At 73.7% G+C, this 15,037-nt stretch carries 12 protein-coding genes; 7 read left to right on the plus strand and 5 right to left on the minus strand.

Features of this window, described 5'->3' with window-relative positions:
• Positions 1 to 230 precede the first annotated feature (230 nt).
• The 5 genes from ACGF5G_RS09855 (at position 231) to ACGF5G_RS09875 (ending at position 6,537) form a co-directional block, all read left to right on the plus strand.
• Positions 231 to 1,571, plus strand: a complete 1,341-nt coding sequence (locus ACGF5G_RS09855) for an ABC transporter substrate-binding protein (RefSeq protein ID WP_393260892.1) — start codon at positions 231 to 233, stop codon at positions 1,569 to 1,571.
• 66 nt (positions 1,572 to 1,637) lie between these two features.
• Entirely contained in the window at positions 1,638 to 2,687 is a 1,050-nt protein-coding gene (locus tag ACGF5G_RS09860) for a carbohydrate ABC transporter permease (RefSeq protein ID WP_393260893.1), read from the plus strand.
• 1 nt (position 2,688) lies between these two features.
• Complete coding sequence (locus ACGF5G_RS09865; RefSeq protein WP_393260896.1) at positions 2,689 to 3,657, plus strand: carbohydrate ABC transporter permease; 969 nt, start codon at positions 2,689 to 2,691, stop codon at positions 3,655 to 3,657.
• 60 nt (positions 3,658 to 3,717) lie between these two features.
• The gene (locus ACGF5G_RS09870) at positions 3,718 to 4,797 is read left to right on the plus strand and encodes a LacI family DNA-binding transcriptional regulator (protein ID WP_393260898.1); all 1,080 of its coding nucleotides are present in this window, start codon (positions 3,718 to 3,720) and stop codon (positions 4,795 to 4,797) included.
• A 63-nt stretch (positions 4,798 to 4,860) separates the two neighbouring features.
• Positions 4,861 to 6,537: an alpha-amylase family glycosyl hydrolase gene (locus ACGF5G_RS09875; RefSeq protein ID WP_393261653.1), complete on the plus strand. Its 1,677-nt coding sequence runs from the start codon at positions 4,861 to 4,863 to the stop codon at positions 6,535 to 6,537.
• 52 nt (positions 6,538 to 6,589) lie between these two features.
• On the opposite strand, the gene ACGF5G_RS09880 is transcribed toward ACGF5G_RS09875, so the two are convergent.
• The 4 genes from ACGF5G_RS09880 to xylA form a co-directional block, all read right to left on the minus strand.
• Complete coding sequence (locus ACGF5G_RS09880; RefSeq protein ID WP_393260901.1) at positions 6,590 to 8,014, minus strand: MFS transporter; 1,425 nt, start codon at positions 8,012 to 8,014, stop codon at positions 6,590 to 6,592.
• 62 nt (positions 8,015 to 8,076) lie between these two features.
• A complete protein-coding gene (locus tag ACGF5G_RS09885) occupies positions 8,077 to 9,189 on the minus strand; it encodes a DUF5925 domain-containing protein (protein WP_393260902.1) in 1,113 nt (370 codons plus the stop codon).
• Positions 9,190 to 9,229: 40 nt separating this feature from the next.
• Positions 9,230 to 10,696 (minus strand): xylulokinase, encoded by a 1,467-nt coding sequence (xylB, locus tag ACGF5G_RS09890; protein WP_393260905.1) that lies wholly within the window; start codon positions 10,694 to 10,696, stop codon positions 9,230 to 9,232.
• 12 nt (positions 10,697 to 10,708) lie between these two features.
• Positions 10,709 to 11,896, minus strand: a complete 1,188-nt coding sequence (gene xylA / locus ACGF5G_RS09895; RefSeq protein ID WP_393260908.1) for a xylose isomerase — start codon at positions 11,894 to 11,896, stop codon at positions 10,709 to 10,711.
• A gap of 76 nt (positions 11,897 to 11,972) precedes the next feature.
• Here xylA and ACGF5G_RS09900 point away from each other — a divergent pair, with 76 nt between their 5' ends.
• Complete coding sequence (locus tag ACGF5G_RS09900) at positions 11,973 to 13,211, plus strand: ROK family protein (RefSeq protein ID WP_393260911.1); 1,239 nt, start codon at positions 11,973 to 11,975, stop codon at positions 13,209 to 13,211.
• A 50-nt stretch (positions 13,212 to 13,261) separates the two neighbouring features.
• Here ACGF5G_RS09900 and ACGF5G_RS09905 read toward each other — a convergent pair whose 3' ends face one another.
• Positions 13,262 to 13,801 (minus strand): MarR family winged helix-turn-helix transcriptional regulator, encoded by a 540-nt coding sequence (locus ACGF5G_RS09905; protein WP_393260914.1) that lies wholly within the window; start codon positions 13,799 to 13,801, stop codon positions 13,262 to 13,264.
• 97 nt (positions 13,802 to 13,898) lie between these two features.
• Between ACGF5G_RS09905 and ACGF5G_RS09910 the strand changes: the two genes are divergently transcribed.
• Positions 13,899 to 15,029: a PP2C family protein-serine/threonine phosphatase gene (locus tag ACGF5G_RS09910; protein ID WP_393260916.1), complete on the plus strand. Its 1,131-nt coding sequence runs from the start codon at positions 13,899 to 13,901 to the stop codon at positions 15,027 to 15,029.
• The last annotated feature ends 8 nt before the right edge of the window (positions 15,030 to 15,037 follow it).

Below are 15,037 nucleotides of genomic sequence, written 5' to 3' on the forward strand. Positions count from 1 at the left end.
GAAATTCTTCTATACCTACCTCCAGCGTGACAGAAATCGCCACTCCTGAAAAGATGCGGACACGTGTCATGGGAGCGCGCCCACGAGGCAACGACGGGGTTTCCGGATTGTTACTCGGTCGTGTCCGGTCTGGGGTGGACCGGGTCGGATGCAAGCGCTTACATGTGTTGATGCCAAATCGGACCGGCGCGCGTTCGATCCCCCACGCGCCGGCAAGGAAGGAGAACGGCATGGCGTTTGCCAGATCACGCCAGGCTCTCGCGATCGCCGGCGTACTGGGGCTGGCGCTGAGCGTCACCGCCTGCGGCACCGGCAACGACAAGAAGAGTGACGCCGCGGGTTCCGCGGAGTGCGCCGCATACGAGAAGTACGGCGACAACGACGGCAAGAAGGTCACGATCTACTCGTCCATCCGGGACATCGAGGCCGACCGCCTGGCGGAGTCCTGGAAGCAGTTCGAGGACTGCACCGGCATCAAGATCGACCACGAGGGCAGCGCCGAGTTCGAGGCGCAGCTCGGCGTCCGGGTCGACGGCGGCAATGCCCCCGACCTCGCGTTCATCCCGCAGCCGGGCCTGCTCAAGCGCTTCGCCGACGCGGGCAAGCTCAAGCCGGTCGGCGCCGACACCAAGAAGATGGCGGAGGAGAACTACCCGGCCGACTGGCTGAAGTACAGCACCGTCAACGGCCAGTTCTACGGCGCCCCGCTCGGCTCGAACGTGAAGTCGTTCGTGTGGTACTCGCCGAAGACCTTCAAGGAGAAGGGCTGGACCGTCCCGACCACCTGGGATGACCTGATCAAGCTCAGCGACCAGATCGCCGCCACCGGCACCAAGCCGTGGTGCGCCGGCATCGAGTCCGGTGACGCCACCGGCTGGCCGGCCACGGACTGGATCGAGGACGTGATGCTGCGGACGCAGACCCCCGAGGTCTACGACCAGTGGACCACCCACGGCATCCCGTTCAACGACCCGAAGGTCGCCGAGGCCGTCGACAAGGCCGGCACGATCCTCAAGAACGAGAAGTACATGAACGGCGGCTACGGCGGCGTGAAGAGCATCGCCACCACCGCCTTCGGCGAGGCCGGCCTCCCGATCACCACCGGCAAGTGCGCGCTGCACCGGCAGGCCTCCTTCTACGCGAACCAGTGGCCGAAGGGCACCAAGGTGGCCGAGGACGGCGACGTCTTCGCCTTCTACTTCCCGGCGATCGACCCCGCGAAGGGCAAGCCGGTGCTGGGCGGCGGCGAGTTCGTCGCGGCCTTCACCGACCGCCCCGAGGTCCAGGCGGTGCAGACCTACCTCGCCTCGGGCGAGTACGCCAACAGCCGCGCCAAGATCGGTGACTGGGTGTCGGCGAACAACAAGCTCGACCTGGCCAACGTCGCCAACCCGATCGACAAGCTCTCCGTCCAGATCCTTCAGGACAAGAGCTCGGTCTTCCGCTTCGACGGCTCCGACCTGATGCCGGCCACGGTCGGCGCGGGGACGTTCTGGAAGGGCATGGTCGACTGGATCAACGGCAAGGACACCGCGACGGTGCTGAACGGCATCGAGAGCAGCTGGAAGTGATCTGAACGGTGGGCCGGTCCGCGGACGCGGGCCGGCCCACCGGCAGATCCAGACCTGGGAGGGTCGATGGAGTTCGACTTCGCGGAGGAACAGCCAAAGTTCCTCATGCTGATGTACGGGCTGATCGCTTTCGTCGCGGTGGTGGGCGGTCTGCTCCTGCTCCTCGACGTGGTGCCGGCCTGGTTCGCCCGCCGCCGGGAGGCGCAGCTCGTCGCCGCCTCCGCAAGCGGCGCCCCGCTCCCCCGCCGGCGCAAGCCGCGCGAGGGCGTGTTCGCGCTCTTCTTCCTGCTGCCGACGCTGCTGCTGCTGACCGTCGGGCTGGTGGTGCCGGCCATCCGCACCACCATGCTGTCCTTCATGGACGCGGGCAGCAACGACTGGGTGGGGCTGCGCAACTACGGCTGGATGTTCTCGGAGGACTCGATCGTCCGGGTGCTGCTGAACACCCTGATCTGGGTGCTGCTCGTCCCGCTGGTCGCCACCGCGTTCGGCCTGATCTACGCGGTCATGGTGGACAAGGCCCGGTTCGAGGCGGTCGCCAAGTCACTGATCTTCCTGCCGATGGCGATCTCCTTCGTCGGCGCCAGCATCATCTGGAAGTTCGTGTACGCCTACCGCGGCGACGGGCAGGAGCAGATCGGCCTGCTCAACCAGATCGTGGTGAGCCTCGGCGGCGAACCGAAGCAGTGGCTGCTGGAGTCGCCGCTGAACACGCTGCTGCTGATCGTGATCATGGTGTGGATCCAGGCCGGGTTCGCCATGGTGGTGCTCTCCGCCGCCATCAAGGCCATCCCCGCCGACATCGTGGAGGCGGCCCGCCTCGACGGGGTCACCCCGTGGCAGATGTTCTGGCAGATCACCATGCCGAGCATCCGGCCGGCGCTGATCGTGGTCGTGGTGACGCTGTCGATCGCCACGCTCAAGGTCTTCGACATCGTCCGGACGGCCACCAACGGCAACTACGACACCAGCGTGATCGCCAACGAGATGTACAACCAGGCGTTCCGGTACGGCCAGAACGGGCAGGGCTCGGCGCTGGCGGTCTTCCTGTTCGTCCTGGTGGTGCCGATCGTGATCTACCAGATCCGCAACCTCCGACAGCAGCGGAAGGGCTGAGATGACCACCGCAACGCCCACCGTCGCCGCCGGCACCCAGAAGACCGACGGCCGCACGTCCACCACCGCCGCGCGGGTGCGCAAGCGGCTGAACAGCCGCACCGCCACCCTCGTGTCGATCGTCATCGCGGTGCTCTGGACCATCCCGACCTTCGGCCTGTTCATCTCGTCGTTCCGGCCGGAGGACCAGATCAAGAGCAGCGGGTGGTGGACCTTCTTCACCGACCCGCAGTTCACCTTCGAGAACTACCAGGAGGTGCTGTTCGGGCGTTCCTCGTCGTCCGGGCAGCTCGCCAGCTACTTCATCAACTCGCTGGCGATCACCGTCCCGTCGGTGCTCTTCCCGCTCGCCTTCGCGGCCCTGGCCGCGTACGCGCTGGCCTGGATCAACTTCCGGGGGCGGGACTGGGTGTACATCGCGATCTTCGCGCTGCAGATCGTGCCGCTGCAGATGGCGCTGGTGCCGCTGCTGAAGTTCTTCTCCACCGGGGTCACCGTCGGCGGGGTCACCGTGCTGCCCGCCTGGGACCTGGTCGACGAACAGAAGTTCGCGCAGGTGTGGTTCGCGCACACCTGCTTCGCGCTGCCGTTCGCGGTCTTCCTGCTGCACAACTTCATCTCGCAGCTCCCGGGAGACCTGATGGAGGCCGCCCGGGTCGACGGGGCCACCCACCCGAAGATCTTCCGCACCATCGTCCTGCCGCTGATCACCCCGGCGCTGGCCGCGTTCGGCATCTTCCAGTTCCTCTGGGTCTGGAACGACCTGCTGGTGGCGTTGATCTTCGCCGGTGGCGGCAACGAGACCGCTCCGCTCACCGTCCGGCTGGCCGAGATGGCCGGCACCCGGGGCAACGAGTGGCAGCGGCTCACCGCCGGCGCGTTCATCTCGATCGTCGTACCGCTGATCGTCTTCCTGTCCCTCCAGCGCTACTTCGTGCGGGGCCTGCTCGCCGGCAGCGTCAAGGGCTGACGCCTCTCCGCCGCCGCCGGGACACCGGCGGCGGCGGAGCCGGCGCGAAGCGGGGGTACCGTGACGAAGATCGATGATGTCGCACGCCTGGCCGGGGTCTCCACGGCCACCGTCTCCCGGGCGCTGCGTGGGCTCCCGACGGTCTCGGCCGCGACCCGGCGGCGCGTGCTCGCGGCGGCCGAGCAACTGGAGTACGCCGTCTCGCCGAGCGCCTCCCGGCTGGCCGGCGGGCGCACCGGCGCCATCGCGGTCGTGGTCCCGCGGATCACCCGGTGGTTCTTCGCCACCGTCGTGGAGTCCGTCGAGGAGTTCCTCCACCAGTCGGGCTACGACCTGCTGCTGCACAACCTCGGCGGGCGGGAGCAGACCCGCCAGCGGGTGCTGAGCGCCGCCAACCTGCACAAGCGGGTGGACGCGATCATGCTGGTCGCCACGCCGCTGCGCCCCGCCGACCTGATCGCCCTGACGAAGCTGGCGCTGCCCGGGGTGACCGTCAGCTCCGGCTCGGTCGTGCCGGGCTGGCCCTGCGTACGCATCGACGACGTGGACGCCGCGCGGACCGCCACCCGCCACCTGCTCGACCTGGGCCACCGCCGGATCGCGCACATCTCCGGCGACCCGGAGGACGAGCTGGCCTTCACCACGCACCTCGACCGGCGGCGGGGCTACCGGGACGCGCTGCGCGACGCCGGCCTCGCCCCGGACCCGGACCTGGACGTGGAGTCGCAGTTCACCATCGACGGCGGCACGCGCGCCACCGAGGAGCTGCTCCGCCGCGGCGACGCGCCGACGGCGATCTTCGCCGCCTGCGACGAGATGGCGATGGGGGCGATGACGGCACTGCGGGACGCCGGCCTGCGGGTGCCGCAGGACGTCAGCGTCATCGGCGTCGACGACCACGACCTGGCCCGCGTCGTCGGCCTGAGCACGATCGCCCAGCCCGCGGCGGAGCAGGGCCGGCTGGCCGCCCGGATGCTGCTCGACCCGCTCGTCGGCCGGCGACCGGAGCCGCCCGGCCCCGACGCGGGCGCGGGCCGCGCCCCGGCCCGCCGGGCAGCCGGCGACCCGCCGGGAACGCCCGTGATCCTGCCCACTCGACTGATCGTGCGGGAATCGACCGCGCCGCCCCGGGCACACTGACGGGGACCGCCGATCCCCGGCACCACGCACCCGACCGTACGGCTCGACACACGGGAGAAGGCCCTGAACAGCAACCCGACACACCAGGACACGCCCACCGACGCGGCCACCGGTTGGTGGACGCGGGCCGTCATCTACCAGGTCTATCCGCGCTCCTTCGCCGACTCCGACGGCGACGGGATCGGTGACCTGCCCGGCATCACCGCCCGCCTCGACCACCTCGTCGAGCTGGGCGTCGACGCGGTCTGGCTGTCGCCGTTCTATCCGTCGCCGCAGGCCGACGCCGGCTACGACGTGGCCGACTACCGCGACGTCGACCCGCTCTTCGGCGGCCTCGCCGACGCGGACCGGCTGATCGCCGAGGCGCACTCGCGCGGGCTGCGGGTGATCGTCGACCTGGTGCCCAACCACACGTCGTCGGCGCACCGCTGGTTCACCGCGGCGCTCGCCGCCGCCCCGGGCAGCCCGGAGCGCGACCGGTACGTGTTCCGGGACGGCCTGGGACCGGACGGCGACCGGCCGCCGAACGACTGGCAGAGCGTCTTCGGCGGGCCGGCCTGGACCCGGGTCACCGACCCCGACGGCCGACCCGGCCAGTGGTACCTGCACCTGTTCGACACCGGGCAGCCCGACCTCAACTGGGACAACCCCGAGGTGCGGGCGGAGTTCCTGGACGTGCTGCGGTTCTGGCTGGACCGGGGCGTGGACGGCTTCCGGGTCGACGTGGCGCACGGCCTGATCAAGCAGGCCGACCTGGCCGACTGGCAGGAGCCGCAGGAGATCCTCTCCGGGCGGGAGGTCGACAAGCCGCGCCCGCCGATGTGGGACCAGGACGGCGTGCACGACATCTACCGGGAGTGGCGCCGGCTGCTGGACGGCTACCCGGGCGAGCGGATCCTGGTCGCCGAGGCATGGGTCGAGCCGGCCGAGCGGCTGGCCCGGTACGTGCGCCCCGACGAGATGCACCAGGCGTTCAACTTCGAGTACCTGCTCGCCTCGTGGACCGCGCCCGCCCAGTACGCGGTGATCACCCGCTCGCTGGAGGCCACCGACGCGGTCGGCGCCCCGACCACCTGGGTGCTGTCCAACCACGACGTGGTCCGGCACGCCTCCCGGCTCGGGTTGCCCGTCGGCGGCAAGCGGCCCAACGGCATTGGCATCGGCGACCCGCAGCCGGACGCCGCGCTCGGCCTGCGCCGGGCCCGGGCGGCCACCCTGCTGATGCTCGCCCTGCCCGGCTCGGCCTACCTCTACCAGGGCGAGGAGCTGGGCCTGCCGGAGCACACCACGATGCCCGACGAGGCGCGGCAGGACCCGACCTGGGTACGCAGCGCGCACACCGAGCGGGGCCGGGACGGCTGCCGGGTGCCGATCCCGTGGGAGGCCGACGCCCCGTCGTACGGCTTCGGGCCGACCGACGCGAGCTGGCTGCCGCAGCCACCGGTCTGGGCGGAGCACGCCCTGGACCGGCAGCGGGGCGTGCCCGGCTCGACGTACGAGCTGTACCGGACGGCGCTACGGCTACGCCGCGAGCACGACCTCGGCGCGGGCCCGCTGGAGTGGCTCGCCAGCGGCGACGAGGTGCTCTCCTTCCGCAACGGCGGGCTGACCGTGCTGACCAACTTCGGCGACGCCGCCGTGCCGCTGCCGGCCGGCACCGAACTGGTGCACGCCAGCGCCCCGCTCGACACCGACGGCGCCGTCCCCACCGACGTCACGGTCTGGGTCCGGCCGGCCTGAGCTGTAAGGAAGGGCCCCTTGTTAACGCATAGCGTTAACAAGGGGCCCTTCCTTACAGCCGCTCGGCGCGGGTGTGCAGGAGGTCGTGGACGTCGGCGATGTCGGTCGGCGAGGTCCGCGACGCCAGCCAGTACATGATCCCGGTCGGGATGAAGAAGAGCTGGAAGGCGGCCAGCCCGACGGCGTAGTTCAGCGGCGGCGGGAAGGCCGCCCGCAGCCCGTGGAAGGCGACCCCGACCAGCCCGTTGCCGGCCGCCCGTCCGACGCCGTTCACCAGGTTGCCGAGGCTGTAGACGGTGCCCCGGTGCTCGGGCGGGTTGACGTCGGCGATCAGGGCGAACCAGTTCGGCGAGTTCGCGGAGGTCAGCGCCAACGCCACCACGGCGGTGAGCAGGCTCAGCCCGACCGTCGGCTCGGTGACCACGCTGGCCAGCACCGCCCGGACCACCGTCCCCGCGCCGGCGCCGTCGGGCACGTCGATGCGGATCGGCACGAAGAAGAGCACCAGGTAGAACGGCAGCGCCGCGAGGATGCCGACCGCCGCGACCAGCGCCCGCCCCCTCGGCGTACGGCGTTGCAGGGCGTCGCCGACCAGCCCGCCGACGATGGAGAGCACCCCGCCGAGCTGGAACAGGGTGGCGAAGACGCTGCCCACCACCACGGCGGTGGCGGCGGAGTAGCCCTGGTCCTCGGCCCGCTCGGCGAAGAGCACGGGCAGCCAGACCAGCGACCCGAAGGCCGCCTGTGCGGTGAGGCCCTGCAGGATCAGCCACCGGTTCGTCCGCCTGCCGAGGATCCTCGGCAGGTCCGCCCGGCTGATCCGGTAGTCGTACTCGGCGCCGGTGGCGAGCGCGTCGGCCAGCTCCGGCTCGCTCTGGCCCCGGCGGATGTCGTAGGTGAACAGGTAGGCGGCGGTCGCCAGCAGGCCGACCACCGTCAGCGCCAGGAACGGCCGCCGCCAGTCGGCCGCCCCGAGCAGCCCGCCGACCAGCGTGCCGGCCAGCGTGCCGACCCCCTGGGACAGCCCCCAGAAGCTCATCACCAGCCCCCGCCGGCGGGGTGAGATCAGGTCGGTGACGACCGAGAACCCGACCGACCCGACGGCGCCCAGCCCGACCGCCGCCAGCAGTTGCGCGGCCAGGAACGCGGGGTAGTTCGCCGCGACCGCGCTGCCGCCGGTGCCCAGCGCCCAGATCAGGGTGCCGACCATCAGCAGCGGCTTGCGGTTCGCGCGGTCGCCGACGTACGCCCAGCCCACCGCCGCCACCGCGCTGGCCAGGAAGCTCACGGCGGTGACCAGGCCGAGCAGCCGCCGCGGCACGTCGAAGGCGTCGGCGATCGGCCCGTACAGCGGGGGCACCAGGCCGATCGCCACGTTGTCCAGCGAGGCGAGCAGCACGAAGACCACGACGCTGTAGAACCGGTGCGCGGCCGAGCCGCCCCAGACCCGCGCCGCCCCGCCCCTCATCAAGGTCATGAGCGGCAGCCAACCAGGGTCAGGTCACGAGCGGGTGACGGCGCGCGGGCGGGTCGGGCGGCTCAGAGGTAGCCGCCGATCGCGGGCGGGGCCGCGGGCGTGGCCGGCGTGCCCGCACGCAGCGCGTACAGCTCGGCGAGGGTGGCCCCCTGGGGCGGCACCCCCGCCGACGTGCCCAGCCAACCCGTCGCCTCCTCGTACGACAGCGGACCCACCTCGATCCGGGCCAGGCAGCGCCCGGGGCGGACCACGGCCGGGTGCAGCCGGGACAGGTCCTCGTTCGTGGTGATGGCGACGAGCACGTCGCGCCCCTGCCCGAGCAGCCCGTCGGTCAGGTTGAGCAGCCGGGACAGCGCCTGGCCGGCGGCCTGCTTCGCCTCGCCCCGGATCAGCTCGTCGCAGTCCTCCAGGATGAGCAGCCGCCACCGGCGACCCGTGCCCGGCTCGCCGTCCTCGTCCCCGACCGCCACCTCCGACAGGTACGCCGGGTCCGCGAAGAGTACGTCTGGGTCCAGCACGGCGTCGACCTGGCACCACTCGCGCCACGCCCTGGCGAGGGCGCGCAGGGCGGTGGTCTTCCCCGTCCCGGGCGCTCCGTGCAGGAGCACCAACCGGCCGGCGAGTTGCTCCGGGGTGGTCGCCATCAGCGCGTCGAGCGCGGTGCGCGCCCCGGCGGCGTAGTTCGGCCGGATCTGCGCCCACTCCGGCGCGGCGATCGACCGCACGTCCCGCTGGCTGCCGCGGCGGGGGTTCTGGTGCCAGAAGCCGATCCGGCCGGCACCCGGGTCCTCCGGTTCGGCGGCGCCGTCGACGATCCGGTCGAGGGCCGCCCGGCCGATCTCCTCGGTCACGGCCGTGACGGTCACCTCGGCGCCCCGCCCCTTCCAGGTGACCACCCGGGCCGTCCAGCCGTCGCCGGCCAGCAGGCGGGACCGCTGCCGGTTCTCCACCGCCGTACGCAGCAGCCGCCCGTCGGGGGCGGTCAGGGGCGCGTCGGGGCGCACCCGGGAGAGCCGGACCGTGTGCGACCACGGGTGCCGGCCGGTGACGAAGTCCGCCAGGACCAGCGCGTCGATGACGTCGCAGGGGGTGTCCGCGTCGTCGTACTGGAGCATCGAGGGGATGCCGGTCCCGACGGTCACCGGCGCCTCGTCCGCTTGGGGGGTGGTTCGCATCCGTCGATGATCGCGAGCCGGGGCGCGCCCGTACAGTCGTTTACTCCTCGCCGGCCGGGGCGCGGTCGAGTCGGTCGAGGAAGCGGTCGCGGGCGGCGGCGTACCGCTCGCGGACGGCGGGGACGGGCGCGGCGGCGTACTCCTCGGTGTCCCGGACCGACCAGGTGGGGGGCGCCGCGCCGCCCAGGGCGACCCAGGCGGCCTGGCGGGCGGCGCCGTCGGCGACGTACTCCCCCGGCGGCGGGACGACCACCGGCACCCCGAGGACCTCGGGCGCGATCCGGCGCACCGCCACCGAGCGGGCTCCCCCGCCGACGAGGATCACCCGGCGCACCGTGGCGCCCTGGGCGGTGAGCGCGTCGAGGCCGTCGGCGAGGGCGCAGAGCAGGCCCTCGACGGCGGCCCGGGCCAGGTGGGCCGGGGTCGAGGTGCGCAGGGTCAGTCCGTGTACCGCGCCGGTGGCCAGCGGCCGGTCCGGGGTCCGCTCGCCCTCGAGGTAGGGCACCACGACCAGGCCGTCCGCGCCGGCGGGGGCGGCGAGCGCCAGCGCGGCCAGCTCCTCCAGGTCGACCCGGAGCAGGGCCGCGGCGGCGTCGAGCACGCGGGCGGCGTTGAGCGTGCAGACCAGCGGCAGGAAGCGGCCGGTGGCGTCGGCGAAACCGGCGACCGCGCCGGTCGGGTCGGCGGCGGGGGTGTCGGCGACGCTGAACACGGTGCCGGAGGTGCCGATGGAGAGCACCACGTCGCCCGGCCCCGCGCCGACTCCGAGCGCGGCGGCGGCGTTGTCCCCCGTGCCGGGGCCGAGCACGGCCCCGTCGGGGAGTCCCGGGCCGGCCGGGAGGGCGTCGGGGCGCAGCGCGCCGGCCGGTTCCGCCGGGCCGAGCACGGCCGGCACGTGCGGGCGCCGGCCGAAGGCGCGCTCCAGCAGGTCGAGCCGGTAGTCGCCGGTGGCCGGGGACCAGTAGCCGGTGCCGCTGGCGTCGCCCCGGTCGGTGCGCAGCGCCGCCAGTCCGGGCGCGCCGGCCAGCCGCCAGGTCAGCCAGTCGTGTGGCAGGCAGACGGCCGCCACCCGGGCCGCGTGCTCCGGCTCGTGCCGGGCCAGCCAGCGCAGCTTGGTGGCGGTGAAGCTGGCCACGGGCACGCTGCCGACCGCGTCCGCCCAGAACCGGCGGCCGGCCGCCCCGCCGCCGGCCTCCTCGACCAGCTCGGCGGCGGCCCCGGCGGAGCGGGTGTCGTTCCACAGCAGCGCGGGCCGGACGACGGTACCCGCCGCGTCGAGGCAGACCATGCCGTGCTGCTGGCCGGCGACGGAGACCGCCGCGACGTCGGCCAGCCCGCCGGCGGCGTTGACCGCCGCGGCCAGCGCGGACCACCACGCCGACGGGTCGACCTCGGTGCCGTCCGGGTGCGGTGCCCGGCCCTGCCGGAGCAGGGCACCGGTCTCCGCGTCCCGGACGACGACCTTGCAGGACTGGGTCGAGGAGTCGACCCCGGCGACGAGCGGCATCTCCGGCGGCCCTCAGCGCGCGCCGAGCAGGTGCTCGACGGCGAGCTGGTTGAGCCGGACGAAGCCGAAGCCCCGCGCGGCGGCCCCGTCGACGTCGAACTCCTCGAACGCGGAACGGTCGGCGAGCAGGTCGGCGTGGCCCTCTCCCGCCGCCAGTGTCGGCGTGCCGAGGTCGGCGACCCGGCTGGCCGCCAGCGCCTCGGCCACCTCCGGATCCGCTCGGAAGGCCGCCGCCCGCTCCTTGAGCAGGAGGTACGTCCGCATGTTCGCCTCCGCCGACGCCCAGACGCCGGCCGTGTCCTCGGTGCGCGAGGGCTTGTAGTCGAAGTGCCGGGGGCCGTCGTAGGCGGGCGCGCCGCCGGGGCCGCCGTGCTCCAGCAGGTCGACCAGGGCGAACGCGTTGAGCAGGTCGCCGTGGCCGAAGACCAGGTCCTGGTCGTACTTGACGCCGCGCTGGCCGTTGAGGTCGATGTGGAACAGCTTGCCCTGCCAGAGCGCCTGGGCGATGCCGTGGGCGAAGTTCAGCCCGGCCATCTGCTCGTGCCCGACCTCGGGGTTGAGCCCGACCAGCTCGGGGTGGGCCAGGGTGGAGATGAAGGCGAGGGCGTGCCCGACGGTGGGCAGGAGGATGTCGCCGCGCGGCTCGTTCGGCTTGGGCTCCAGGGCGAAGCGCAGGTCGTAGCCGCGGTCGACGACGTACTGGCAGAGCAGGTCGACGGCCTCCCGGTAGCGGTCCAGGGCGGCCCGGACGTCCTTGGCTAGGTCGTACTCGGCGCCCTCCCGACCGCCCCACATCACGAAGGTGCGGGCGCCGAGGTCGGCGGCGAGGTCGACGTTGCGCAGCACCTTGCGCAGCGCGTAGCGCCGGACGTCGCGGTCATTGCTGGTGAATCCGCCGTCCTTGAACACCGGGTGGGTGAACAGGTTGGTGGTGACCATGGGCACCACCAGGCCGGTCTCGTCGAGCGCCTTGCGGAACCGGGCGACGTGCCCGTCGCGGGTGGCGGCGTCCGCGCCGAAGGGCACCAGGTCGTCGTCGTGGAACGTGATCCCGTACGCCCCGAGCCCGGCGAGCCGGTGCACCGCCTCGACCGGGTCCAGCTCCGGCCGGGTGGCGTCGCCGAACGGGTCGCGGGCCTGCCAGCCCACCGTCCAGAGGCCGAAGGAGAACTTGTCGGCGGGGGTGGGACGGGGTGCCATGGCAGACCTCCGGGGGTGTCGTCCGCTATTTGTTCAGTGGTTGAATTATTCGATCGACCTGTGGCAGCGTCAAGGAGTGACCCGACCCGACGCCCCGCCGGGGCCGGTCCGGCAGGGCAGCCTGCGCGAGTGGAACCTCGCCGTGGTGCTCGGCCGGATCGCCGCCGCCGACCGCCCGCCGTCCCGGGCCGAGCTGGCCACCCGGACCGGCCTGACCCGGGCCACCGTCTCGGCCGTGGTGGAGGACCTGCTCGCCGGCCGGCTGGTGCGCGAGGCGGAGCCGACGCCGCGGACCGGCGCGGGGCGGCCGTCCCGGGGCCTGGTGCTCGCCACCGACGGCCCGGCCGGGCTTGGCCTGGAGGTCAACGTCGACTACCTGGCCGCCTGCGTGGTCGACCTCGCCGGCCGGGTCCGCCACCACACGGTGCTCCGCGCCGACCTCCGGCCGGTCTCCCCGGCCGAGGCCGTCGCCCGGCTGGCCGACCTGGCCGCCCACGCCCGCGCCGAGGCGGCCCGCGAGGGGCTCACCCTGGCCGGCGCGGCCCTCGCGGTGCCCGGCCTGGTCGACGACGCCGGGCTGGTCCGCCTCGCGCCGAACCTGGGCTGGCGCGACGTGCCCGTTCCCGCCCTCCTCGCCGGGCATCCGCCGCTGACCGCGGACGTGGGCGGCGTGCCACCGCTGGTGGTCGACAACGAGGCCAACCTCGCCGCGCTGGGTGAGCTGCACGCCGGACCGGCCGGCCCGGCCAGCTTCCTGCACGTCTCCGGCGAGGTCGGCATCGGCGCCGGGATCGTCCTGGACGGCTCCCTGTTCCGGGGCGCCCGCGGCTGGAGCGGCGAGATCGGCCACGTCCCGGTCCGCCCCGACGGCCGGCCGTGCCGGTGCGGGGCTCGGGGCTGCCTGGAGACGTACGCCGGTCAGGAGGCCATCCTCGCGGCGGCCGGCCTGGCCGGCGCGGACCTCCCGGCGGACACCGCGACGACCCGGCTCGCGGAGCTGGCCGGGGCGGGCGACCCGGCGGCGCTGCACGCCCTGGCCGACGCCGGAACCGCGCTCGGGGTCGCCGTGGCCGGGGTGGTCAACCTGCTGGACCTGGACACCGTGGTGCTCGGCGGCGGGTACGCCCCGCTGGCGCCCTGGCTCCGCCCGCCGGTGCTCGCCGAGGTCTCCCGCCGGGTGCTCACCGCGGCCTGGTCGCCGGTCACCGTCCGCCCCGCGGCGCTCGGCGGCGCGGCGGCGGCCGTCGGCGGGGCCGGTTCGGTGATCCGCCGGATCCTCGCCCGACCCGCCGGCTGGCTGACCCGGCAGCCCTGAGCCACTCCTCCGATGGGCGGCCGGCGCGGCCCGGGCGTGCCGCCGGCGGGTCAGGCCGTCCTGGCCACCCTCGGCTCGTCGCCGGGCCACTCCTGCTTCGGTGGGCCGACCCGAGGCTCCGCCGGGCCGCCCGCGCCGGACCAGGGGCCGGCCGGCTCGACGGACTGGACGGACGCGTGGCGGCGACGCGCCGCCTCGTCGAACTCCCGCATGCCCCGCAGCAGGGCCTGCCGCCCCTCGGGGGTCATGTCGCCGAGGATCGCCGCGAGCTGCTGCCGCCGGTCGTCGCGCAGCTCGGCGAGGAGCCGGTGGGCCTCCGGGGTGAGGTGCAGCGAGATCTCCCGCCGGTCGAGGCGGCCGGGCTCGCGTTCCATCATGCCGGCGGCGACCAGCCGGTCACAGAGCCGGCTGGCGGAGGAGAGCAGCATGTCGAGCCCGGTGGCCAGGCGGCGGAGGTTGATCCCGTCGTGCTGCTCGACCAGCATGATCGCGCGCAGCTGGGCGCCGGAGACGCGGCTGGTCGTGCGCTCCCGCGCGGCCTCCCAGACCGTCAGCAGGGCATCGGCCACCGCGTCGAGCTCGGCAGCCATACTCGTCTGGGGCCCCTGGGGACCGTGCACTTCCGCCATGGTGCGCCCGAGACTACTCCGAAACCGCTGGTGCGGGCTCGCGACCAAGGAGCCAAGGATGAGCGAACCGGTCGACCGGGTACGGCGCGCCCTCAACGAGGCGCCCGCCGATCTCCTGCTGGACCGGGTCGCCGACACCCTGGCCGGGGCCTACGGGATCACCCGGGTGCAGCTCCTCCAGGTCGACTACCGGCTGGCGGCGCTGCTGCCGCTCGGCGACGGGGAGCCGGTCACCGGCCCGGGGCACCCCGCCTGGCGCTGCTTCGACCACCAGACCCCGATCGTCGCCGACGACACCGCGTACCTGCCGGTGTCGATGCGCGGGGAACGCCGGGGGGTGCTGCGGGTGGCGCCGGCCCCCGGCGACCCGGGGGCGCTCCACGAACTGACGGAGACCGCCACCGCGCTGGCCCACGAGATCGCCGCGGTCAGCGCCGGCACGGACGTCTACCGGGCCGCACGGCGCAGCAGGAGGCTCACCCTCGCCGCCGAGATGCAGTGGGAGATGTTGCCCGGCCGCAGCCGGATCCGGCCCTCGTTCAGCCTCGCGGGGCAGCTCGAACCGGCGTACGCGGTGCGCGGCGACAGCTTCGACTGGTCCGACGACGGGGAGCGCGTCTGGCTGTCCACCATCAACGGCACGGGCGAGGGGGTGGCCGCCGCCATGCTCACCTCGCTCGCCACGTACGCGCTGCGCAACGCCCGCCGGGCCGGGCTCGGCCTCGCCGACCAGGCGGCCCTCGCCGACCAGGCGATCTACGACCTGCACCGCGGCGACCAGCACCTCGCGGCGCTGCTGATGGACCTCGACCTGCGCTCGGGGGTGCTGACCGTGGTCGACGCCGGGTCGCCCCGCCTCGTGCTGCTGCGCGACGGGGAGGTCCACCAGCTGCCGCTGGAGGCGCAGTTCCCGCTCGGCATGTTCGAGGCCACCGACTACCACGAGCAGCGGATCGAGCTGTGCCGGGGCGACCGGCTCTTCGTGGTCAGCGACGGCGTCGTCGACGCCACCGGGCAGGACGTCCGGTACGGCGAGACCGCGCTGGACCGGTTCCTGCGCCGGACCGGGCCGATGGAGCCGCTGGACGCGGTGCGCTCGCTGATCGGCGACCTGCGCGCGTTCGTCGCCGGTGACCTGGTCGACGACGCGGTCGTGGTGTGCCTGGACTGGACCGGCCCGCAGGACTGACGCCCACC

The organism is Micromonospora sp. NPDC047730, assembly GCF_043204765.1.
In the GTDB taxonomy this organism is placed as follows: Bacteria; Actinomycetota; Actinomycetes; order Mycobacteriales; family Micromonosporaceae; genus Micromonospora.